This window comes from Nocardia sp. NPDC049190 (genome assembly GCF_040648115.1).
In the GTDB taxonomy this organism is placed as follows: Bacteria; Actinomycetota; Actinomycetes; order Mycobacteriales; family Mycobacteriaceae; genus Nocardia.
The window spans coordinates 56498-77883 of record NZ_JBEZDE010000013.1 but is presented as its reverse complement, the minus strand read 5'-3'; the positions used below and the strand labels follow the sequence as shown (position 1 = coordinate 77883).

The window sequence follows — 21386 nt, the reverse complement described above, 5'->3', positions numbered from 1 at the left end:
CAATAGGATCGGGACGCCCGTACCACGGCGTCGGGCGAGTCGCCGGGCAGAGCGCGCTGCCCGGCGGTAGGTATTCGGTGTCAGTTCGCCGGCTTCGCGGCGACGTCGAGTACGACCTCGAACTCGAGCAGCGAGGCGCCCGTCGAGACCGGCTTCTTACGCTCGCCCGCGTGCGCCTCGCGTGCGGGTCCGTCCCGCCAGGCCGCGAAGGATTCCTCCGAATCCCACTGGGTGACAACGAAGTACCGGTTTTCTCCGGCGACCGGGCGCAGCAGCTGGAACCCCAGGAAACCCGGCGAATTCTCGACCGCGTGCGCACGATGGGCGAAACGCTTCTCCAGCTCTGGGCCCGCGCCCTCGGGAATCTCGATCGCATTGATCTTCACAACAGCCATGGGATCCAAGCTAGCGGTTCGCGCCGAGTTGCCGCTCGGGGACTCGTATTGTCGAACCGATGTTGCACGACGAGGGCGGAGCAGGCGCGCCGATCCTGCTGCTGCACGGACTGATGGGCAGCGCGCGCACCTGGCGCGATCAGCTGGACTGGCTGCGCGAGTACGGGCACGTCTACACCTTCGACTCGGCAGGTCACGGCAGGCCCGCCCCCGACGAACCGACTACCGAGGCGTTCGTGGCGGATCTGGCCGCGGGCACGGTGGAGATCACGGAGCCGATGGTCCTGATCGGCCATTCGATGGGTGCGCTGCACGGCTGGGTGTTCGCCGCGACGTACCCCGAGCGGGTGCGTGCGCTGGTGATCGAGGACATCGCACCGGATTTCACCGGCCGTACCGCCACGGACTGGGCCGCGATGATCGAGGCATGGCCGCAGCCGTTTCCCGACGCCGAGGCCGTGCTCTCGTTTTTCGGCCCGGTCGCTGGGCGGTACTTCCTGAGTTCGTTCGAGCACGGGTCGGATGGATACCGGCTGCACGGCTCGGTTGCCGCTTTCCGCGAAATCTCCGAGGAGTGGGGCACCCGCGACTTCTGGCCGCAATGGCGGGCGATCCGGGTGCCCGCCCTGCTGCTGGAGGGCGAACACGGCATCACCCCGGCAGGGCAGATGCGGCAGATGGCCGCCGCGCACCCGGATGCCGACTACGTGCTGGTCCCGGGCGCGGGTCATCTGGTGCACGACGACCAGCCGGAGCGCTACCGGGCGGAAGTCGAGCGTTTTCTCCATCGGGTATTAGGCGGCTAGCCTGTCGGCACGACGAGCCGTTGTTCGACTTTCGGTGTGTTGCCGGTCGCGCGACCGTCCGTTGTTATCCGGTTCTGTGGACCGATCGGTCTGTTGTCAGGCTGGGCACGCGCGGGTGGCTGGGCCGGTGTCGGTGAGGCGGTTCGTTCAGCCGGTGCGAGTGGCCAGGCCGCCGTTGCGCACGGGTGTCGGTCATCCGGTCTCCGTGGCGAGCCCGCCCTCGCCCGCGAGCGCGAACAGCCCATCGGGGGTCTGTTCGATCAAGCCGTCCACCAGCAGCGAATCCAGGGCGCGATCGCGCTGGCCGGAGTCGCGGGTCCAGGCGAGATCGAGGCGCATTCGTTCGACCGGCCCGCTGGCGGCGCGCAGCACATCCAGTAGGCGACCGCGCGCCTGCCGGTCGGTGCCCTCGTACTTCTGGGTGCGGCGGACTACCTCGGTCACCGGGCGGCCCGCGTCGACCCAGGCGCAGCGCGGCAGCGGGCAGCGCGAGCACCCGGGGGTGCGTGCGGTACACACAGTCGCCCCGAGTTCCATCAGAGCCGCCGAGAACACCGCGGCGTGGTCGATCCGGCGCGGCAGCAGGGCTTCGGTCTCCGGCAAGTCGCGCGAGGACGGATTCCCCGCCTCCGCGCGCCCGTGCACGGCCCGGGCGACCACTCGGCGGACATTCGTATCGACTACCGGGACCCGCTGGCCGAACGCGAAGCACGCGACGGCCCGTGCGGTGTACGCGCCGATCCCGGGCAGACCGAGTAGTATATCCACCTCGTCGGGCACCGCGTCACCATGCTCGACCGCCAGGACTCGGGCGCACTCGTGCAACCGCAGCGCGCGGCGCGGATACCCGAGTTTGCCCCAAGCCCGCAGCACCTCGGCCTGCGAGGAAGCGGCCATGGCGGAGGGGGCCGGCCAGCGCGCCACCCACTCCCGCCAGATCGGTTCGACGCGCACCACCGGAGTCTGCTGCAACATGATCTCGCTCATCAGAATCTGCCAGGCGGTGACACCGGGTCGGCGCCACGGCAGGTCGCGCGCCGTCTCCTGATACCAGTCCACCAACATGTCGGCGTCGATACCGTTGCGTGCGCCGTTCTGCACTGTCCTCACTATTCCTGTCCTACTGCCGCAGTCGCTATTTGCCGACCTGTAACCGACCGAACTCGCTGGTAGCACCCGTCACGTGCACAATGGTCGGTATGCCTGATTCCAACCCGATCAGCGCCTGGAAGTCCCTGCGGGAGGGCAACGAGCGCTTCGTCAACGGCGAGCTGCTGCATCCTAGCCAGGGTGCGGCCCACCGGGCCACACTCGTCAGTGGCCAGCATCCGCACGCGATTTTGTTCGGTTGCGGTGACTCGCGAGTCGCGGCCGAGTTGATCTTCGACCAGGGGCTCGGTGACATGTTCGTGGTGCGCACCGCGGGACATGTGGTCGACAGCTCGGTGCTCGGATCGATCGAGTACGGGGTGCAGGTGCTCAACGTGCCGTTGATCGTAGTGCTCGGGCACGACAGCTGCGGCGCGGTGAAGGCGACCATCGACGCGCTCGACGGTGGCGAGGTTCCCGGCGGATTCATCCGCAGCGTGGTCGAGCGAGTCACGCCATCCATTCTGATCGGGCGGCGGGAAGGCCTGTCCACTGTCGACGAGATGGAGGCCAGGCACGTGGTGGAGACCAGTCGCCTGCTCATGCAGCGGTCGATGATCATCTCGCAACGGGTCGCGACCGGTGAGTGCGCGATTGCCAGCGTGACGTACAAACTGGCCGAAGGCCGGGTGCAACTCCAGCGTGTCGTCGGCAATATCGGCGAGCTTGCCTGACCGGGTAGCGCGGAGTTTTCCCAGCGTGTGGGCCAGAATCGGCCTGAACCGAGTGTGCCCGCCGCCGACACGCCGTGCCCCTGAGGCGTTGCACCCGACCGTGCCCTTACCGTTGAGTCGTGCTGGAACCGCATGGACCGCTGCCACCGGAGATCTATTGGCGTCGACGCGTATTCGCCATCGGTATCCTCGTCTCGGCGCTCGCGCTGATGATCTGGCTGGTGGCGATGGTCGCGAACGGCGGTCATTCGCCGGGCGACGGCAACGCGGCGGCGTCGAGTTCGACCACCGTGGCGCAGAAATCCGGTGCGAGTTCCTCGGTCAAGACGTCGAGCAGTTCGGAAGCCCCGAGGCCGACCAACAGTGCCATCGCCACCCCGAGCGCACCGCCTGCTGTGGCGGCGGGGCAGTGTCCGGACCAATCGCTGGCCGTCAAGATCAGCGTGGATCAGCCGTCCTACAAGGTCGGCGATCAACCGGATCTGCGGATCGTCATCACCAACATTTCCAGCACCCAGTGCCAGCGCGATATGAATCTGTCCTCGATCCAGGCGTCGGTTCTGTCACTGGACGGACTGCGCCGGTTGTGGACGAGTTCGGATTGCTCGCCTACCGAGGAGTCCAGCACGCGGATCCTCAAGCCCGGCGAGCAGGCCTTGTTCACCGTGCAGTGGTCGGGTATGACCTCCCAGATCGGGTGTAGCGGTGAGCGCGTGCAGGTTCCCCCGGGCGCTTATCAAGCCGTCGCTCAATTCGGCCCGGTGCGCAGCGCCCCCGAGCCCTTCAACCTGACCCCCGCCTGACGCCCGGCGGGGGCGAGCGCGACGCCATCCTGGGGCTGAGCGCACAGGCGCCGACACTGCTTTCCGCACCGGGACGTTGCGGAGTGTGACGAGCTATCGGCTACTCGCCGGCCTCCGGTTTGGTGTACGGCGCGCGTAACTTGGCCATCCGGATTGCCGAACCCACATCGGTGACCTCGTGAATCCGCATGCCGCCGCCGCTGATTCGATCAAGTCCCGGTGGCACCAGGGCCGTGGTGAAGCCGAGCCGCTCCGCCTCGGCCAGCCGGCGTGCCAGCCCGGTCACTTTACGTACCTCACCGGCCAGCCCGACCTCGCCGAGTATCACCCAGCCCGCGGGGATCGCCCGATCGGTCGCGGCACTCGCGAGGGCCAGCGCTATGGCCAGGTCCGCCGCGGGCTCCACCAGCCGCATACCGCCGACGGTGGCGGCATAGACGTCGTGCTTGCCCAAGTACACCTTGCTGCGGCTCTGCAGCACGGCGAGCACCATGGCGACCCGGTTGTAGTCGAGCCCGCTCACCGCGCGGCGCGGAGCCGGAATCTGGGTCTCCAGGGTGAGTCCTTGCACCTCGCCGACCAAGGGCCGCTTACCGTCCATCGCCACGGTGACGGCGGTGCCGGATACCGAATCGGTCCGATGGTGCAGGAACAGGCCGGACGGGTCGTCGACGCAGGCGATGCCGTCCTCGTGCAGTTCGAAACAGCCCACCTCGTCGGCGCTGCCGAAACGGTTCTTGAGTCCGCGCACCATACGCAGTGTGGAGTTTTTATCGCCTTCGAACTGCAGCACTACGTCGACCAGGTGCTCGAGCGTGCGCGGGCCCGCGACATTGCCGTCCTTGGTGACGTGCCCGACCAGCAACACCGCGATACCGCTCGCCTTGGCCAGCGAGGTCACGGCGGCGGTCACCGCGCGCACCTGGGTGACACCGCCGATCACACCGTCCGCGTCCGGGGCGAGCATGGTCTGCACCGAATCGACCACGAGCAGCGTCGGCCGAACCTGTTCGACATGTCCGAGCACAATCGACAGATCCGACTCCGCGGCGAGATAGACCCGATCGTGCACCGCGCCGGTGCGATCGGCGCGCAGCCGGACCTGGCCCGCGGACTCCTCCGCGGTGACGTAGAGCGACTTCTCGCCGGTCTGGGTCGCCCAGCGGTGCGCCACCTCGAGCAGCAGCGTCGACTTGCCCACGCCCGGCTCGCCCGAGAGCAAGACCACCGAACCGGGTACGACCCCACCGCCGAGCACCCGATCGAGCTCGCTCACCCCGGTCGGCCTGGCTTTGGTGATCTGCGAATCGATCCCCGAAATCGGGGTCGCCGCGGTACTCGGCAACATCGCCTTGCGACCGGGCGGCCCGATGGCCCCCGCCGAGACGACCACCTCGCTCACGGTGCCCCACGCGCCGCACCCGGAACACTTGCCCACCCATTTCGCGACTTCGTGCGCACATGCGGAACACCGAAAGATCGGCTTGGTCTTGGCCACACGCGCACCTTACGTATCGCATCCGACAAGCAAGACACGACGCAGACAAATGTCCGCCGCGCCAGACACACCAGGCAGTCGGCCTCGGTCGGCGAGTGGCCACGACGACAGGTCGCGGCTACTCCGACGACTTCATCGGCACAACGGTCCGCAGCATCCGCTCATGGCGCGTCGAACTGGAATCGGGCGTTGTCGACGGCATGGGCGGAACGCATCGATGTGACACGCACGCCAGTTTGCGAAGGCGTGCGGGCCGCGTCGGAGTATTCGTTCGCAGGCGCTGCCGAACGAGCACACCCTCAGGATTCGTGCCGCTCGGCCTTTGTTCCGGCGTCGACCGGCACCTGGACCTGGGCGGTTCCGTTCTGCTTGAAGTCGAACGAGACGTTGTAGGTCAGGCCGGGGGTGATGTCTTTGTTCAGGCCGGTGATCTCGATCAGGATCGGGTTGGCCTCGGGGTCATCGGCGGCGGGCTGGGCGTCGTGGTTGCCCGCGCCGTGCGCGGAGGCTGCGGCCGGCGCGTTCGCCGGCTCGGCGGAGGCGACCACGGTCTGCTGCGGGGTGACCTGGACGGTGGACTTGCCCGCCGTCGGGGTGATCTTCACCGTGCCGAGGTCGGTGTCGATGCCGGTCAACTCATCGGCGACGGACTCGCTGTTGTTGATGATGGACAGCGCGACAATCGCCTTGCCGCCTTTGCTGTTGGTGTACGCGCCGCCCTCGGAGGGAAAGACGATGTGCACGTTGCGCAACGCGATGCTGCCGGCCTCGGCGTGGGCGCCGTTCACGGCGGAGACCTGGTCCGCGGTCTGCGAGATCTGGCCCGCGCCGCAGCCGGACAGCGCGATCGCCGCTCCGGCGGCGAGTGCGGCAACTGTCACCATGCGACGTCGCGCCCCCTTGGGGGCGGTCACAGCTTTCAGGGCAGTCACGGGTTGTCCCTCCATGTCGACCGGGCTCGGCTCCACCGGGGAGCGTAGTAACTAGGCAGCGTAGTAGTTCTCTTCGCGACTCGGGCGCGCGGGCTGTGCCAACTCGTCCCCGGCTGCCGCTCGTCCCCGCGGCCGAGCGGTTTGTTCCGGAATGGCGTGGGTGTGACGTCGTGGCCTGTTCGGGCCCCGACACCCCGGCGTTGGATAACAGTTCGGTCGAGCTTCGGAAGTCGCACGGAAAATGCCCGGTCGCTGCAGGTGCCGTGACCGTGGCCGAGCCTGGCGATAACTCGTTCTGGCCCAACGTAATGCACACCGCCTAGCTTCTGTCAAGCCCCACGGTTGCCTCGTTGTGGCCCTGACCTGCACAGTTGATCGCGCCGTTATCGAGTCGCATGTTAAACTGTGAACATCGAAAGGGGCACGGGACACATGATTTTTAAGGTCGGAGACACCGTCGTTTACCCCCACCACGGAGCGGCGCTGATCGAAGCAATCGAGACTCGCACCATCAAGGGTGAGCAAAAAGAGTATCTGGTCCTGAAGGTCGCCCAAGGCGATCTGACTGTTCGGGTTCCCGCAGAAAATGCCGAATACGTCGGCGTACGGGACGTCGTCGGCCAGGAGGGTCTCGATCGGGTCTTCCAGGTGCTGCGTGCGCCGCATACGGAGGAGCCGACCAACTGGTCCCGCCGCTATAAGGCCAACCTGGAGAAGCTCGCCTCCGGCGATGTGAACAAGGTTGCCGAGGTCGTTCGCGATCTGTGGCGTCGGGAGCAGGACCGCGGCCTGTCCGCTGGCGAGAAGCGCATGCTCGCCAAAGCTCGTCAGATCCTCGTCGGTGAACTCGCGCTCGCCGAGGGCACCGACGACGGCAAGGCCGAGACGCTGCTCGACGAGGTGCTGGCAGCGGCTTCCTGACCGTGAACACACCTGACAACGGTGTCCGTTCCGATGGACCCGTCGTTGCTTTGGTGCCTGCCGCCGGTCGTGGCGTGCGTCTGGGTGAATCCATGCCCAAGGCGTTTGTCACGGTCGGCGGCACACCTATGGTCCGGCTCGCTGTCGAAGGCTTGATCGCCTCCGGCGTGGTCGACCGGATTATCGTCATGGTTCCCACCGAACTCGTCGACAGCGCCGTTGCCCTGCTGCCGCCCTCGGGTTCGGTGCAGGTGGTCGTCGGCGGCGCCGAACGCATCGACTCGGTACGTGCGGGTGTGGCCGCGGCACCCGACGCCGCTTATTTCCTCGTGCACGACGCCGCGCGTGCCCTGACACCGCCCGAGCTGGTCGCCCGGGTGGTGGCGGAGTTGCGGTCCGGCCAGCTCGCCGTGGTTCCGGGTCTCCCGGTCACCGACACCATCAAGGCCGTCGACCCGACCGGCACGGTGACCGGCACGCCGGACCGCGGACAGTTGCGTGCCATCCAGACGCCACAGGGGTTCGCCGCCGATCTATTGCGCTCGGCCTACGCGGCCGAGGGAGTCCAGGCCACCGACGACGCGGGGCTGGTCGAGAAGCTCGGCGTCCAGGTCCGCACGATCCCGGGCGACCCGATGGCGTTCAAGATCACCACTCGGCTCGACCTGGTGCTCGCCAACGCGGTGCTGGACGGCGCGGGCATCCGGGCGGTGGCGCCGTGAGCATGCGCGTCGGCATCGGCAGCGACGTCCACCCGGTCGAGTCGGGCCGGCCCTGCTGGATGGCGGGTTTGCGGTTCGACGGTGAAGACGGCTGTGCGGGCCACTCCGACGGCGACGTCGCCGCGCATGCGTTGTGCGACGCATTGTTGTCCGCGGCGGGTCTCGGCGACGTCGGTGCGGTATTCGGTACCGGGCGCCCCGAATGGGAAGGCGTTTCCGGTGCGGCCATGGTGGCGGAAGTGCGCAGGCTGCTCGGCGAGGCGGGTTTCGAGGTGGTCAACGCGGCGGTCCAGGTGATCGGCAATCGACCCAAGATCGGGCCGCGACGCGCCGAGGCGCAGCGGGTGCTCGGGGAGTTGCTCGGCGCACCAGTTTCGGTGTCCGGCACCACGACTGACGGCCTCGGGCTGACCGGCCGTGGCGAGGGAGTCGCCGCGGTGGCGACCGCCCTGCTGCAAGCCTGTCGTTGATCCAGCTCCCGCGGATCAGAGCCGGTCCGTGAACGCCCTTATATACCAGCTAGGATCGACTGCCGTGACTCTGCGCCTCTTTGACACCGACACGCGGACCATGCGCGACTTCGCGCCTTTGGTCCCCGGCCGTGCGTCGGTGTACCTCTGTGGCGCCACCGTGCAGGGTGAGCCGCACATCGGTCATGTGCGCAGCGGAGTCGCGTTCGACGTGCTGCGGCGCTGGTTGCTCGCGCACGACTACGACGTCTGGTTCATTCGCAACGTCACCGATATCGAGGACAAGATCCTGACCAAGGCCGCCGAGGCGGGCAGACCGTGGTGGGAGTGGGCCGCTACGCACGAGCGCGCATTCGACCGCGCGTACGAACTGCTCGGTGTGCTGCCGCCATCCGCGGAACCCCGCGCCACCGGCCACATCACCCAGATGGTCGAGATGATGCAGCGGCTGATCGACCGGGGCCATGCCTATGCCGCGGCCGGCAACGTCTACTTCGACGTTGTCAGCTACCCGGGCTATGGGCAATTGTCCGGCCACAAACTCGACGACGTGCATCAAGGCGAAAGCGCGGGTATGGGCAAACGCGACCCGCGCGACTTCACCTTGTGGAAGGCCGCCAAGCCCGGCGAGCCGACCTGGCCGTCGCCGTGGGGTCCGGGCCGTCCCGGTTGGCATCTGGAGTGCTCCGCGATGGCCGAGTTCTATCTCGGCCCCGAGTTCGATATCCACTGCGGCGGTATGGATCTGGTTTTCCCGCACCACGAGAACGAGATCGCCCAGTCGAAGGCGGCTGGGGACGGCTTCGCCAGGTACTGGCTGCATAACGGCTGGGTGACCATGGGCGGTGAGAAAATGTCCAAGTCGCTGGGAAACGTGCTCTCGGTGCCGAACGTGCTCAAAAAGGTTCGCGCCGTGGAACTGCGTTTCTACCTGGGCAGTGCGCACTACCGCTCGATGCTGGAGTACTCGGACAAGGCGTTGTCCGACGCCGCACAGTCCTACCAGCGCATCGAGGCTTTCGTGAATCGAGTCCTGGACCGGGCGGGCGATATCCCGGTGGGCAAGTGGACCGACGCGTTCGCGGCCGCCATCGATGACGATCTCGCGGTGCCGAAGGCGCTCGCCGAAATTCACGGCGTGGTGCACGAGGGGAACAAAGCGCTGGAGGCGGGGGCGATCGAGACGGCGTGTGACCTGGCCGGCCAGGTGCGCGCCATGCTCGGCATTCTCGGTGTCGACCCGCTCGATCCGCACTGGTACGCCCCTGGCGACTCGTCCTCCGCACTCGGTGCCTTGGATGTGCTGGTGCGTGCCGAACTCGACCGTCGTCAGCAGGCGCGGGCGGCGAAAGACTGGGCGAGCGCCGACGCCGCCCGTGACCGCCTGCAGTCCGCGGGCATCGAGGTCACCGATACGGCCAACGGTCCCGAATGGGCGCTTGGCGCAGCGCAATCCGGAAAGGCCGACTGATGGCAGGAAATTCGCAGCGCAAAGGTGCGATTCGCAAGGGCGGGACCAAGAAGGGGGCTGTGGTCGGCTCCGGTGGCAAGCGCAGGCGCGGACTGGAGGGTCGAGGTGCGACCCCGCCCGCCGAGCAGCGCACCAAGCATCCCGCCGCCAAGCGAGCGGCCGCCAAAGCCAAGGCCGCGCAGGGCCGTTCGACGGCTACGCGCGGTGGCGCGGCGTCGCGGTCCGCGGGTCGCAAGGGTGACGACGGTCCGGAGCTGGTGCTGGGACGTAACCCGGTGGTCGAGTGTCTGCGCGCGGGCGTGCCCGCTACCGCGCTGTATGTCGCGGTCGGCACCGAGAACGACGACCGGCTGACCGAGAGCGTGCGGATCGCCGCGGACGCGGGCATCTCCATCCTGGAGGTGCCGCGTACCGACCTGGATCGGTTGAGTGCCAACGGGTTGCATCAGGGTCTCGCGCTGCAGGTGCCGCCGTACCGCTATGCCCATCCGGACGACCTACTCGCCGAAGTCCACAATTCGGGCAGTCCCGCGCTGCTCGTCGCGCTGGACAATATCTCCGATCCGCGCAACCTCGGTGCGGTGATTCGCTCGGTCGCCGCGTTCGGTGGTCAGGGCGTGCTGATCCCGCAGCGGCGCAGCGCGAGCGTCACCGCGGTGGCCTGGCGCACCAGCGCGGGCGCCGCGGCGCGGCTCCCGGTCGCCCGCGCGACGAATCTGACTCGTACGCTGAAGGATTGGGCGTCCAAGGGCGTGCAGGTCATCGGCCTGGACGCGGGTGGCGACACCACGCTGGACGAGTTCGATGGTCGCGGGCCCACGGTCATCGTGGTCGGTTCGGAGGGAAAGGGCTTGTCTCGCCTGGTCCGCGAGACCTGCGACGCGATTGTATCGATCCCGATGGCGGGACCGGTGGAATCGCTCAACGCCTCGGTCGCCGCTGGTGTTCTGCTCTCCGAAGTCGCCAGGCAACGCCGGGCCTGACCGCGGCTGTGCCACGTTCCGCGTGGATTCCGGGGTACCGATCGGGTGCACGTAGGTCGTGTCCAGGTCCTGCCTCCGGTGTCACTCGCGTGCCGGACGTGTCGGATATGTGCTTTGCTCGCGTCGAAATCGGTTGTTACGCATCGTTTTTCAGTTGATGCACGGATCTGCCGAGTGGGCGAAAAGGGTGTGGCGCCCGGACGGGTCAACTCGGCGGGCGCGCGAAGTGTTCGACCGGAACGCGTGCACCGGTCCGTGACGCGCGGCTTGCGGCGCCGAACGAGCGGGCGAAAAACGCGCAGCGGCAGGGCAGCCCGGCAAAATACGCGGAGAGGTGGCGGGAGCACCGTAGAATTCAGCTGGTGGTGATACCCAACCAGCCCATCGGCCAGACGATCGAGCATCCGAACGCGACGGCGGTGTTGTTCCTCGGCGCGGCGAGCCTGCTCTGCTGCGGAGTGCTCGGACCGGTGGCATGGGCACTGGGCAAGCGGGCGCTCGACCAGATCGATCACTCCGGCGGTGCGCTCGGTGGCCGCACCCAGGTGGTGGTCGGGTATATCCTCGGCATCATCGGCACCGTTCTGATGGTCATCTTCGCGGTGCTGTTCCTGTTGATCCTGTTCGGTGGTAACGCCTAGTCCAGACTAGGACGTTCCCGTTCGGTGTGCACGTCCCAGGCGGGCCATTCCGAGCTGATGCTGCCGGTCCAGTTCGGCTGCCGACGGTCCCGAAACGCCGCCATGGCCTCGCCGCCGTCGATGCTCTTGGCGACATGCTGGTTGAGATCGGTTTCCAGCTGGCCGACCATGGTCGAACTCATCCCGATGCCCTCCCATAACAGCCGCTTGGACAGCGCCACCGGTAACGGCGCCGACCCGCTGGCGATGTCGTGCGCGACCGACAATGCTGTCGGCAGCACCTCGCCCGCGAGGAGGCAGCTGTTGGCCAGACCCATCGCCTTCGCCTCCTCGCCGTCGAAGGTCCGGCCGGTCAACATGATGTCGGCGGCGTTGGCCATGCCGACCAGGCGCGGTAGCGTCCAATGCGCGTAACCGTCGGCCATGACGCCGCGGCGGACTTGGTTGAGGCCGTACACCGCGTCCCGGGCCATGTACCGCAGGTCGCATTGCAGGGCGAGAGCGAGGCCGATGCCGACCGCGTGCCCGTTCACCGCCGCGATCACCGGTTTGCGCACCTGCCACGGCGGTGGGTCGATGGTGGCGCTGACGTCACCGACCCGATGGGACAGGTCCGCGCCCGCGCAGAACGCGGGTGGGGTGCCGGTGACGACCACGGCTCGAATGGCATCTTCCAGATCACAGCGCTGCAGTGCGGCACTCAGCTCGGCGGCCATCGTGGGGGTGACGGCGTTTTGCTGAGCGGGCCGGTTGAGCGTGAGTACGGCGATGCCGCCAGAGACATCGACGTGCAGTTCCGAACTCATGTCACAGGATGGTAGCCGACTGTGGCCGCTCAGGCTCCCGGCCGAAAAACCTCTGCCATCGACTATCCCCGCAGGACCTTGCGTCCGATCGCGTACTTGTGCACCTCGGTGGGCCCGTCGTAGAGCCGGAACGCGCGCATGTCCCGGAAGATCATCTCGACCACCGTTTCGTCGCTGATGCCGATACCGCCGAGCACCTGCACACACCGGTCGGCGACCTGGAGCAGTTGCTCGGAGACGAACGACTTCGCGATCGAGCTCTCATGTCGCGCCTTCGCGCCGTTGTCCATCAGCCAGCATGCGTGCCAGATGGTCAGCCTGCATTGGTGCAGCGCGATCGCATTGTCGGCCAGCATGAACGAGACGCCCTCATGTTCGCCGATCGGCTTGCCGAACGCGGTGCGGGTCCGCGCGTGCTCGACCGCGATGCTCTGGGCCCGTTCGGCCGCGCCGAGCCAGCGCATGCAGTGCGTGAGGCGGGCCGGCGCCAACCGCAGCTGGGCATAGCGCAGCGCCTGGCCCGCCTCGCCGAGTAGCGCCTCCTTGGGCAGGACCAGGTTGTCGAAGCGGACCACGCCGTGTCCGGCGACGTAGTTGCGGTCCATCGTGTTCATCGTCCGATCGATGACGATGACGATGCCGGGCTGGTCGCCGTCGGTGAGGAACAGGGTGGGGCCGCCGGGCAGATGTGGGTTGGCCGCAAGCTGGGCCATGATGATCCAGGTCTTGGCGCCCCGCGCGCCGGTGATCAGCCACTTGCGCCCGTTGACGGTGAAGTTCGCGCCGTCGAAGGTCGCCTCGGTGGCCAGTTGGGCGGGGTCGGACCCCGCGCCGTCCGGTTCGGTCATGGCGAACGCCGAGCGCTGGTGACCGGCGACAACCGGGGCGAGGTATCGCTCGACCTGGCCGTGGTCGGCGACCTTGGACAGCAGCAACATGTTGCCCTCGTCCGGCGCCGCGCAGTTCATCGCGATCGGGCCGAGCGTAGACCAGCCCGCCGCTTCATAGATCACCGCTTGCTCGATGTGGGTCAGCCCGCGTCCACCGAGCGACTCGGGTGCCTGCACCGTGAGCAACTCCTCGGCACGGGCCAGCTCGACCAGTTCTTGCCGCAGTTCATCGGTCGGGCCGTGCGCGGTCAGGCGTGCGTCCCGCTCGTACGGGACGATCTTGTCGATGACGAACCGGCGGACTCGATCGCGTTCGGCGGCGAGTGCGGAGGGAATCGCGAAGTCGATCATCGTTGGTCACCATTCGTTCGGGGAACCGATGCGTCGAGCATACGAAACTGAGCGGCAGCGACTGATGGCGGCTGACGTCAAAATGTCGGGTGCCTCGCGGAAACATCACTGAGCTGCACCGATGCGTATCGCATCCGGTGTCGGCGCCGTATCCGTATCCGTATCCGTATCCGTGTGCGTGGCCATCGATGCGCTCATCGACACGAGGGCGCATTTTCCGGTGATGCCGTTACCGGCAAAACGCCCGGCGCGCCGTGGTGTTCGGCGGTTCGACCCTTGTGTTCGCCGCTATGATCGCGGGCCGAACCCACTGGTACCACCGGGAGCCCACCCCGCTCAGCGGGCGCGGGCGATCTGTCGTCGCCGGGTGCCGACCGCCCGGCTGCCGAGATAGATCAGGAACGAGATCGTGGTGACGAACGTCGATACCGGCACGCCGGGAGCCAGCGACAGCAGAATGCCGCCCACCGCGGCGATCTCGGCGAACACCACCGCGAGCACGGTCGCTCGCATCGGGTTCGCAGTGAGCTGCGCCGCGGCGGCCGCCGGAGTGATCAGCAGCGCGAGGACGAGCAACGCCCCGACGATCTGTACCCCGAAGGCCGCGGTGATGCCGAGCAGCACGGCGAACACGATGGACAGCGCTCGCACCGGAACCCCACGCGCCACCGCAACCTCCGGATCGGAGCTGGCGAACAACAGCGGACGGTAGACGAACGCGAGCACCGCGAGCACGCCGGCGGTACAGGCGGCGAGCAGCCCGAGGCCGTTGTTGCCGACGCTGACCACCTGTCCCGTCAGCAGCGAGAACTTCGATCCCGCGCGATCGGGGCCGAGCCAGAGAAACAGCACCGAAAGCCCGAGTCCGAACGAGAGCACCACCGCGATCACGGAGTCACGTTCCCGCGCGCGGGTCCCCAACAGACCGAACAGCACTGCCGCCACCACCGAGCCCGCGATGGCGCCGAGCCCCACCCCGACTCCGGCCAACAGGGCGGCAGCGGCGCCGGTCAGCGACAGTTCGCTGGTGCCGTGCACGGCGAAGGACATCTGTCTGCTGATGATCAGCGGGCCGATCACGCCGGACAGTAGCCCGAGCAGCGCCGCGGCCAGGATCGCCTGCTGCACGAAGTCATAGGAGAGCAGGTTTACGGTGGTGGCGCCGTCGAACATCTTCGTGACGATGCCGGCGAGTTTGTCGATCACGAGCGCACTCCGCTCGGATCCTGGTCGACGTCCGAAAGCAACGCGGCATCGATGGCTGCGGCTCCGGCAGCGTCGAGCGGGCTTGCGACGAGGTCGCCCGTGCTGTCGGCGGGCAGCGGCGGCAGCGTGCCGTCCGGCGCGGAAACACCGGGCGCGAATCCGTCCACCGCCGCGCCGTGGCAGTGCCCGCCCGCCGGCCCCAGGGCGTCCATCGTGTCCCCGGTCCCGACGACCACCAGCCGCCCGCGCACCCGCAGCACGTCCACCTCGGTCTGATATAGCTCCGAAAGTACCTGCGAGGTCATCACCTCGTCCGGCGTCCCGATCCGGAATTTGCCATCGACCAGGTACAGCACCCGATCCACCAGCGGCAGAATCGGATTGATCTCGTGGGTCACGAAAAGCACCGCGGTGTCGTGGGTGCGGCGTCGTCGATCGATCAGCTCCGAGACCAGTCGCTGGTTGGCCAGATCCAGGCTCAGTAGCGGCTCGTCGCACAGCAGCACCTTCGGATCGCCGACCAGCGCCTGTGCTACCCGCAGGCGCTGCTGTTCGCCGCCGGACATGGATTCCAATGGTGCGTGGGCGAATCGCTCCGCGCCGACGTCGGCGATGGCCGCCGCCACTTTGCGCTTGCGTTCGGCGCGGGAGCGCAGCCCGAGTCCCCACCGGTGCCCGTCGACGCCGAGCCCGACCAGGTCGACGCCGCGTAACTGTACGCCCGCGTCGATCGTCTTCTGTTGCGGTACATAGCCGATGTCCGGATTTCCCGTCCGGGCCGGGGCGCTCGCGATCTGAGCCGTGCCTGCGCTGAGGCCGAGTTGACCGAGCAACACCTTCAGTAACGAGGTTTTTCCGGACCCGTTCGGCCCGAGTACGGCGACGAATTCACCAGGGGCGACTGTGAGATTCAGCTCCTGCCAGAGCGTACGGTCGCCGAACGACAATCGGGCGGCATCCAACCGGACGGCGGCCGAACCATCGTCGAGGCCCGATGTCCGCCGCTGGTGCACCGCTTCGACGTGCTCGGTCAGCGCGGCTCCCTTGTTCATGGGTCACCTCAGCGCGGCAGCGAGTGCCTGCGCGGTCGTCGTTTGCCACTGAAGGTAATCCAGTCCATCGGGCAGGGTTTCGGTCACCTCGACCACGGTAATGCCTGCGCTCTGCGCGGTCGCGCGCAGATCTTTGGTGATCTTGTCCTGGGTCTGTACGTTGTAGACCAGTGCGCGCACCCGATTGCCGGTCAGCAGATCTCGGGTCGTCGCGACGGCCGTGGGCGCCGGGTCGGTCTCCTGCTCGACGGCTTCTTGGAATTCGTGCGGAGTCAGATCTTCCGCCCCCGCGGCGACCAGCAGGTAGTGTGCGAGTGGCTCGGTCTGCAGCACGGGTGTTCTCGGGTGTGCGGTGGCCGCCTCGGCGGTGATCGCGGTGATCGTGGTGAGCTGGTTCTTGAACGCGGCCGCGCGCTCGGCGTAGGCCGTGGACTTGCTCGGATTCAGCTCGCCGAGCTGGCTGGCGATCCGGTCGGCGACCACGCCGACGGTGCGCATGTCATACCAGACGTGCTCGTTCTCGTCGCTCTCGTCGACCCGTAGGGCGAAGGCGTCGACGGTGCGCTTGTCCATGCTCGTCACCGCCCGCTCGGCGAACTCGTCGTAGCCGCCGCCGTTGTAGACCACCAGGTCGGCATCGCTGATTTCGGCCGACTCGACCGCGGAGGTCTCGTGCGAGTGCGGATCGGCGGTCGGGTCCGCGATCAGAGATCGGACCGTGGCGTCCGGCCCCGCGATGGCGGCGGCGATATTGCCCCAGACGTCCGTGGAGGCGACGACGATCGGCTGGTCCGAGTCTTTCGAGCCCTCACAGGCGGTGACCGTCAGTGCGGTGGCTACCCCCACAGCGATGCCTGCGCATTTCATGGTGAATCGGGTTCTCACGCGGGGGTACTCCTGGCAATACTCTAGACCATAATGGAAATCGTTCTCGTTTGACTGTAGCAGTACCGGCCACCGGGTACGACTCGGCGCCGACGTCGAATACGAACACGAAGGGCCCGCGAACGATTCCCCGTTCGCGGGCCCTTCGTGGCTCACGTCGCTAGACCATGGCTCCCACGGGCTGTCCGAGCAACTGCGCGCAGCGCAGCAGGCCGAGATGGCTGTAGGCCTGCGGGTGGTTGCCGAGTGAGCGTTCGGCGACCGGGTCGTACTCCTCGCTGAGCAGTCCGGTCGGGCCGGCGACATCGACCAGCTGGGCGAACAGCGCCTCGGCATCCGAGCGCTTCCCGATCAGCAGGTACGCCTCGACCAACCAGGCCGCGCACAGGTGGAAGCCACCCTCCCCGCCGGGCAGGCCGTCGTCGTGGTGGTAGCGGTAGACCGTCGAACCGCTGCGCAGCTCGGCCTCGGTCGCCACGACGGTTGCCGCGAAGCGCGGATCGGATGGGTCGATCAGACCGCTCAACCCGATGTGCAAGGTCGCTGCGTCCAGATCGGTGCCGTCATAGGCCGCCGTGTAGGACTGGACATCGTCGTTCCAGCCTTTGGACTTCACCTCGTCGGCGATGGTGTCGCGCAGCACCGCCCACGCCGGGTCCACCTGGCGCTCGAACTTCTGCGCGAGGGTGAGCGCCCGGTCGATGGTCAGCCAGCCCATCACCTTCGAGTACACGTGGTGGCGCGGGTTGCCGCGGATCTCCCAGATGCCGTGGTCTGGTTCTTGCCAGCGCCGTTGCACCGCGGACACCATGGCACGCACCAGTTCCCAGTCGGCGTCCGGCAATGCGTGCGCCGGATCGCTGATCCCCTTCAGTTCTCTGGCGTGTGCCAGGCTCGCGATGAGATCGACGATCGGACCGAAGACGTCCAACTGCACCTGCATGTTCGCCGCGTTGCCGACACGCACCGGGCGCGACCCCGCGTAGCCGGGCAGCTGGTCGATCGAGGCCTCCGGCGGCAGCGTCTCGCCGTACAGCGTGTACAGCGGGTGCAGACGCTCCGGACCGGGCAGGGTCTCCAGCACTCGGTGCACCCAGCCGAGGAAGTTCTCCGCTTCGGTCAGCGAGCCGAGCGAGACCAGCGCCTGCGCGGTCAGCGACGCGTCGCGCAGCCAGCAGTAGCGGTAGTCCCAGTTGCGCACGCCGCCGATGTCTTCGGGCAGCGACGTGGTCGCTGCCGCGAGGATCGAACCGGACGGCGCGTGCACCAGACCGCGCAGCGTCAGGGCCGAGCGCTTCATCAGGTCCGGCTTCAACTGCGGCAGCGTGAGCTGCGCCGACCATTGCGCCCAGTAGTTCTCCGCCTCCCGCCGCCGCTCCGGCTCACTGGTCATGGCAGGTGCGAGATCGTGCGTGCCGCAGCGCAATTCGAGCACGATCGGGCCCTGCGACGGGTCGACCACGGCCCGTGCGGACTCGTGCGTTCCGTCGGAGACGATTTCCCACCGCACGCCGGGCGAGCGCAGCACGATCGGATCGTTGGTGCCGTGCACGCGCAGCCCGGTGGCCTGCGCCTCGAGGCTCACCGGCACCTGGCCGAACTCCGGCCGCGGCGCGAAGGTGACGACGGCCTTCGCGTCGCCGGTGATGACCCGGGTCAGGTCGGTGCGGTTCGACGCCACGTCGTGCGGCAGGTAATCGACCACTTGCAAACTGGCCCAGCGGGTTTCGACGGTCATCGTGCCGTCGATGTAACGCTGTGAGAGCGGAAGGCCCGGCCGCTCCGGCTCGATCGTGAAGTGACCGGCCTGCGGGCCGCCGAGCAGGTGCGCGAACACCGCGGCCGAATCCGGTTCCGGGTGGCAGAACCAGGTCACTGTCGCTTCCGGGGTGAGCAGTGCGACCGAGCGCGGGCTCGACAGCATGGTCAGCCGCTCGATGCGCGGCGCGCTCGCGCCGGCGAGCCAGGTGCGCCGCTCCTCGAGCAGGAAGGCCAGTGCGTAGGCCACGTCCTCGGTGTTGTTCACCCGGAACTTCGCCATGCTGTCGCCGTCGCCGACCTTGATGCCGACATCGGGACCGGACAGCATCCGGAATGCCTTTTCGTCAGTGACGTCGTCACCGAAGAACACCGCCGCCGACGCGCCGGCCTGGTGCCGGACGGTGTCCAGCGCGGTGCCCTTGTCGGTCTGCACCACGGCGAGTTCGATGACGGCTTTGCCTTCGGTCACCTGCACGCCGAACCAGCACGCCGGGCCCTGCCGGACCTGGGACAGCGCGCGATGTCCGATCTCCGGGCTCGCGTTGCGCACGTGCAGGGCGATACTCGCCGGTTTGATCTCGACGCTGACGCCCGGATTCTCCGTGGCGATCTTGTTCAGTGCGGTCTGCACCTCTTGCAGCAGGTGCTTGGCGTCGCTGTCGATCGCGTGCACGAAGCCCACGTCGAATTCGGAGCCGTGGCTACCGATCAATTGCACCTCGACCGGAAGCCGGGACAATGCCGCGAGATCGCGCAGTGCCCGGCCGGAGATCACGGCGGCGGTAGTCCCGGTGAGGCCGGCGAGTGCGCGTAGCGCACTCACCGACTCCCGATGAGGGAAGGCTTTGGCCGGCTCGGACACGATGGGCGCGAGCGTCCCGTCATAGTCCGATGCGACCAACAGCCGTGGCACGCGCGCTACCGTCGACAGTGCACGGCGAAGTTCGAGGGGCAGATCCTGTGCGCTCACGCATCCAACCTAGTGATCGGAGGAGTTTTTTCCGGGGGCGGCCAAAACAATACTGGGTTGTATTGGCCGTGCAGAAGAGCGCTGGTCACGCTGCGCAATATTGTACGACCGAACCGTTGCCGGGAAGCTCCGTCCAGCTGACGGATTCGGGACCGGTACAGGTGAGCGGGCCCGCGCCGGCGCGCCGACCGGCTGGCCGTGGCTCGAATTCGCTGGCGGTGCACCGGTGCTCCGGCAAATCGTCAGCGACTGCGATCGCCCAGGAGGAGATCGACGGTCAACTCGAGTCGTTCGGTCACATCGGTGGCCGAGGCGCGCCGGGTCAGCCAGGCGACCAGATTCGACAACCAGACGTCGCTGATCACCCGCGCGATGGCCAGTTGGCGCTCAGTGGGTTCACCGTCGTTCATGGCGCGCGCGAAGACCCGGTCCATCACCCTGCCGACGCGGTCCACCTCGGCGGCGGCCGAGGCGTCGGCGAACATGAACGCACGGGTCATGGCCTCGGTGAGTAGCGGGTCGCGCTGCATCATCCTGGTTATCTGGGTCAGCAGCAGGTGCATCCGTTCGCGTGGCGACTGCCCGGCCAGTGGCTTGCGTTTGCCCTCGATCTGCTCGAATTCGCGCGACAGCGCGGAGACCAGCAGATGTACTTTCGACGGGAAATACCGGTACAGCGTGCCGACTGCGACATCGGCGCGTTCGGCCACCGCCCGCATCTGCACTGCGTCGTACCCGCCCTTGGAGGCCAACGCCAACGTCGCGTCCAGGATCCGCTTGCGCCGGTCTCGTTGCGCCGCCGAACTCAGTTCGTCCTCACTGAGCGTGGTGACGGTGGCGGTGGGCGGCGCCGCGCTCGAGTCGGCTGGCTGCGATCGGGACGGGCTGGCCATTGATCGGGAGTCCTTTCCGGAAACGTCGGTGTGTTTGCTGCGCGGGCGGGTCGGCCGCCGCGGGGATCGTGTCTTGACTTCCGCCCAGCTAGGATATTAGAACATGTTCTAGGTGTGGGAGTCACGCCGGAAAGGCGGTATGGACTGTGACCATCGCCACCACTGACGAGCATAAAGCCGTCCAGGAGTCGATGCGTGGGTGGGCTTCGTCGGTCCGGCCGATTGCAACAATGCGGTCCGACCCGGCGAACTTCTGGCACGCGTACTGGCCGGCGTTGGCCGACATCGGGATCTTCCGGATCGCGGTGGCAGAGGACGCGGGCGGTGTGGGCGGTTCGGTCGGCGATCTCGCAGTACTGATCGAGCAAGCGGCGCACGATCTGGTCGGCGGCCCGGTGCTGTCGACGGCGCTGGCCAATCTGATCACCACGGGACGGCTCGACGGGGATCGTCCCTGCGGCGTCGCGCTCGACTTCATTGTCGGTTCCGAGGTGAGCGCATCCACCGCAAGCGAGGCGTTGGTGCTCACCGGTGTCTGGGATTCCGTGCTCGGTGGTGCGCCGGGAACCGCGGTGTTACTTCCGGTATCGACCTCGCAGGGGCGGCGCTGGTGCATGATCGCGCCCGATACCGCCGGTCTGCGGGTGGAACCGCTGGCGCCGCTCGACCTGAGTACCCCGCTGGCTCGGGTGCACTGCACCGATCTGCGCGTGCCCGCCGCGCAGGTGTTCACCGCGCCGCACGCGCCCGAGGATCTGCTCGTCGCGCTCGCCGCCGCCGAGCTGGCGGGACTGGCCGGCTGGTGCCTGGAAACCGCGGTCGAATACGCCAAGGTGCGAGAGCAATTCGGCCGCAGAATCGGATCATTTCAAGCGGTCAAGCACCTCTGCGCCTGGATGCTGTGCCGGACCGAGCTCATCCGCGCCGTCGCGGCCGACACCGCGGCCGCCGTGGACGAGGGCGGGACGGAACTGCCGATCGCGGCGGCGATCGCCGCCGCGATCGCACTCGACGCGGCGGGGCGGGCCGCCCAATACTGCAGTCCGGGGCGCGGGGGCAAAGGCGTGACGGGGGGGGCCGAAGCGCACCACGACCAACGCCGGGCGG

General features: G+C 67.7%; 20 protein-coding genes and 1 pseudogene. 10 read left to right on the top strand and 11 right to left on the bottom strand.

Annotation, left to right across the window (positions count from 1 at the left end; translation table 11 throughout):
• Positions 1–80 precede the first annotated feature (80 nt).
• Positions 81–395 (bottom strand): mycobilin-forming heme oxygenase MhuD, encoded by a 315-nt coding sequence (gene mhuD / locus AB0B25_RS14175; protein WP_357178392.1) that lies wholly within the window; start codon positions 393–395, stop codon positions 81–83.
• A gap of 59 nt (positions 396–454) precedes the next feature.
• Between mhuD and AB0B25_RS14170 the strand changes: the two genes are divergently transcribed.
• Positions 455–1201 carry an alpha/beta fold hydrolase gene (locus AB0B25_RS14170; protein ID WP_357178389.1) on the top strand — a complete coding sequence of 249 codons (747 nt, stop codon included), beginning with the start codon at positions 455–457 and terminating at the stop codon, positions 1199–1201.
• Between the two features lie 192 nt (positions 1202–1393).
• Here AB0B25_RS14170 and AB0B25_RS14165 read toward each other — a convergent pair whose 3' ends face one another.
• On the bottom strand, positions 1394–2266 hold the full coding sequence (locus AB0B25_RS14165) for an A/G-specific adenine glycosylase (RefSeq protein ID WP_357178603.1): 873 nt from the start codon (positions 2264–2266) through the stop codon (positions 1394–1396).
• Positions 2267–2400: 134 nt separating this feature from the next.
• Here AB0B25_RS14165 and AB0B25_RS14160 point away from each other — a divergent pair, with 134 nt between their 5' ends.
• Both AB0B25_RS14160 and AB0B25_RS14155 read left to right on the top strand, forming a co-directional pair.
• On the top strand, positions 2401–3024 hold the full coding sequence (locus AB0B25_RS14160) for a carbonic anhydrase (RefSeq protein WP_357178387.1): 624 nt from the start codon (positions 2401–2403) through the stop codon (positions 3022–3024).
• 119 nt (positions 3025–3143) lie between these two features.
• Positions 3144–3827 carry a hypothetical protein gene (locus tag AB0B25_RS14155; RefSeq protein WP_357178384.1) on the top strand — a complete coding sequence of 228 codons (684 nt, stop codon included), beginning with the start codon at positions 3144–3146 and terminating at the stop codon, positions 3825–3827.
• Between the two features lie 100 nt (positions 3828–3927).
• Here the strand turns inward: AB0B25_RS14155 and radA are convergent, their stop codons facing one another.
• On the bottom strand, positions 3928–5325 hold the full coding sequence (radA, locus tag AB0B25_RS14150) for a DNA repair protein RadA (protein ID WP_357178382.1): 1398 nt from the start codon (positions 5323–5325) through the stop codon (positions 3928–3930).
• Between the two features lie 299 nt (positions 5326–5624).
• The gene (locus AB0B25_RS14145; protein ID WP_357178379.1) at positions 5625–6257 is read right to left on the bottom strand and encodes a hypothetical protein; all 633 of its coding nucleotides are present in this window, start codon (positions 6255–6257) and stop codon (positions 5625–5627) included.
• Between the two features lie 432 nt (positions 6258–6689).
• Between AB0B25_RS14145 and carD the strand changes: the two genes are divergently transcribed.
• The 6 genes from carD to AB0B25_RS14115 all read left to right on the top strand — a co-directional run bounded on the left by carD (position 6690) and on the right by AB0B25_RS14115 (position 11465).
• On the top strand, positions 6690–7178 hold the full coding sequence (carD, locus tag AB0B25_RS14140; RefSeq protein WP_011206964.1) for an RNA polymerase-binding transcription factor CarD: 489 nt from the start codon (positions 6690–6692) through the stop codon (positions 7176–7178).
• Between the two features lie 2 nt (positions 7179–7180).
• The gene (gene ispD / locus AB0B25_RS14135; RefSeq protein WP_357178376.1) at positions 7181–7900 is read left to right on the top strand and encodes a 2-C-methyl-D-erythritol 4-phosphate cytidylyltransferase; all 720 of its coding nucleotides are present in this window, start codon (positions 7181–7183) and stop codon (positions 7898–7900) included.
• A 2-nt stretch (positions 7901–7902) separates the two neighbouring features.
• A complete protein-coding gene (ispF, locus tag AB0B25_RS14130) occupies positions 7903–8370 on the top strand; it encodes a 2-C-methyl-D-erythritol 2,4-cyclodiphosphate synthase (protein ID WP_357178600.1) in 468 nt (155 codons plus the stop codon).
• 64 nt (positions 8371–8434) lie between these two features.
• Complete coding sequence (cysS, locus tag AB0B25_RS14125) at positions 8435–9841, top strand: cysteine--tRNA ligase (RefSeq protein ID WP_357178373.1); 1407 nt, start codon at positions 8435–8437, stop codon at positions 9839–9841.
• Positions 9841–10824 carry a 23S rRNA (guanosine(2251)-2'-O)-methyltransferase RlmB gene (gene rlmB / locus AB0B25_RS14120; RefSeq protein WP_357178370.1) on the top strand — a complete coding sequence of 328 codons (984 nt, stop codon included), beginning with the start codon at positions 9841–9843 and terminating at the stop codon, positions 10822–10824. The genes cysS and rlmB overlap by 1 nt, the downstream gene beginning before the upstream one ends.
• A 362-nt stretch (positions 10825–11186) precedes the next feature.
• Positions 11187–11465, top strand: a complete 279-nt coding sequence (locus AB0B25_RS14115) for a DUF4190 domain-containing protein (RefSeq protein WP_357178367.1) — start codon at positions 11187–11189, stop codon at positions 11463–11465.
• On the opposite strand, the gene AB0B25_RS14110 is transcribed toward AB0B25_RS14115, so the two are convergent.
• From AB0B25_RS14110 to kstR, 7 genes and pseudogenes are all read right to left on the bottom strand, one after another.
• Positions 11462–12271 (bottom strand): enoyl-CoA hydratase-related protein, encoded by an 810-nt coding sequence (locus tag AB0B25_RS14110; RefSeq protein WP_357178365.1) that lies wholly within the window; start codon positions 12269–12271, stop codon positions 11462–11464. The genes AB0B25_RS14115 and AB0B25_RS14110 overlap by 4 nt on opposite strands.
• A 62-nt stretch (positions 12272–12333) precedes the next feature.
• A complete protein-coding gene (locus AB0B25_RS14105; RefSeq protein WP_357178362.1) occupies positions 12334–13512 on the bottom strand; it encodes an acyl-CoA dehydrogenase family protein in 1179 nt (392 codons plus the stop codon).
• 336 nt (positions 13513–13848) lie between these two features.
• Positions 13849–14685: a metal ABC transporter permease gene (locus tag AB0B25_RS14100; protein ID WP_357178598.1), complete on the bottom strand. Its 837-nt coding sequence runs from the start codon at positions 14683–14685 to the stop codon at positions 13849–13851.
• Positions 14686–14903: 218 nt separating this feature from the next.
• Positions 14904–15770, bottom strand: a pseudogene (locus AB0B25_RS14095) (ATP-binding cassette domain-containing protein); the annotation flags it as partial.
• A 3-nt stretch (positions 15771–15773) separates the two neighbouring features.
• Positions 15774–16637, bottom strand: coding sequence for a zinc ABC transporter substrate-binding protein (locus tag AB0B25_RS14090; protein WP_357178595.1), 864 nt, complete (start codon positions 16635–16637; stop codon positions 15774–15776).
• A gap of 178 nt (positions 16638–16815) precedes the next feature.
• The gene (gene otsB / locus AB0B25_RS14085) at positions 16816–19386 is read right to left on the bottom strand and encodes a trehalose-phosphatase (protein ID WP_357178359.1); all 2571 of its coding nucleotides are present in this window, start codon (positions 19384–19386) and stop codon (positions 16816–16818) included.
• Between the two features lie 242 nt (positions 19387–19628).
• Positions 19629–20279 carry a cholesterol catabolism transcriptional regulator KstR gene (gene kstR / locus AB0B25_RS14080; RefSeq protein WP_357070328.1) on the bottom strand — a complete coding sequence of 217 codons (651 nt, stop codon included), beginning with the start codon at positions 20277–20279 and terminating at the stop codon, positions 19629–19631.
• Between the two features lie 191 nt (positions 20280–20470).
• Here kstR and AB0B25_RS14075 point away from each other — a divergent pair.
• Positions 20471–21386, top strand: a 916-nt coding sequence (locus AB0B25_RS14075) for an acyl-CoA dehydrogenase family protein (RefSeq protein WP_357178592.1), incomplete at its 3' end; no start/stop codon positions are given.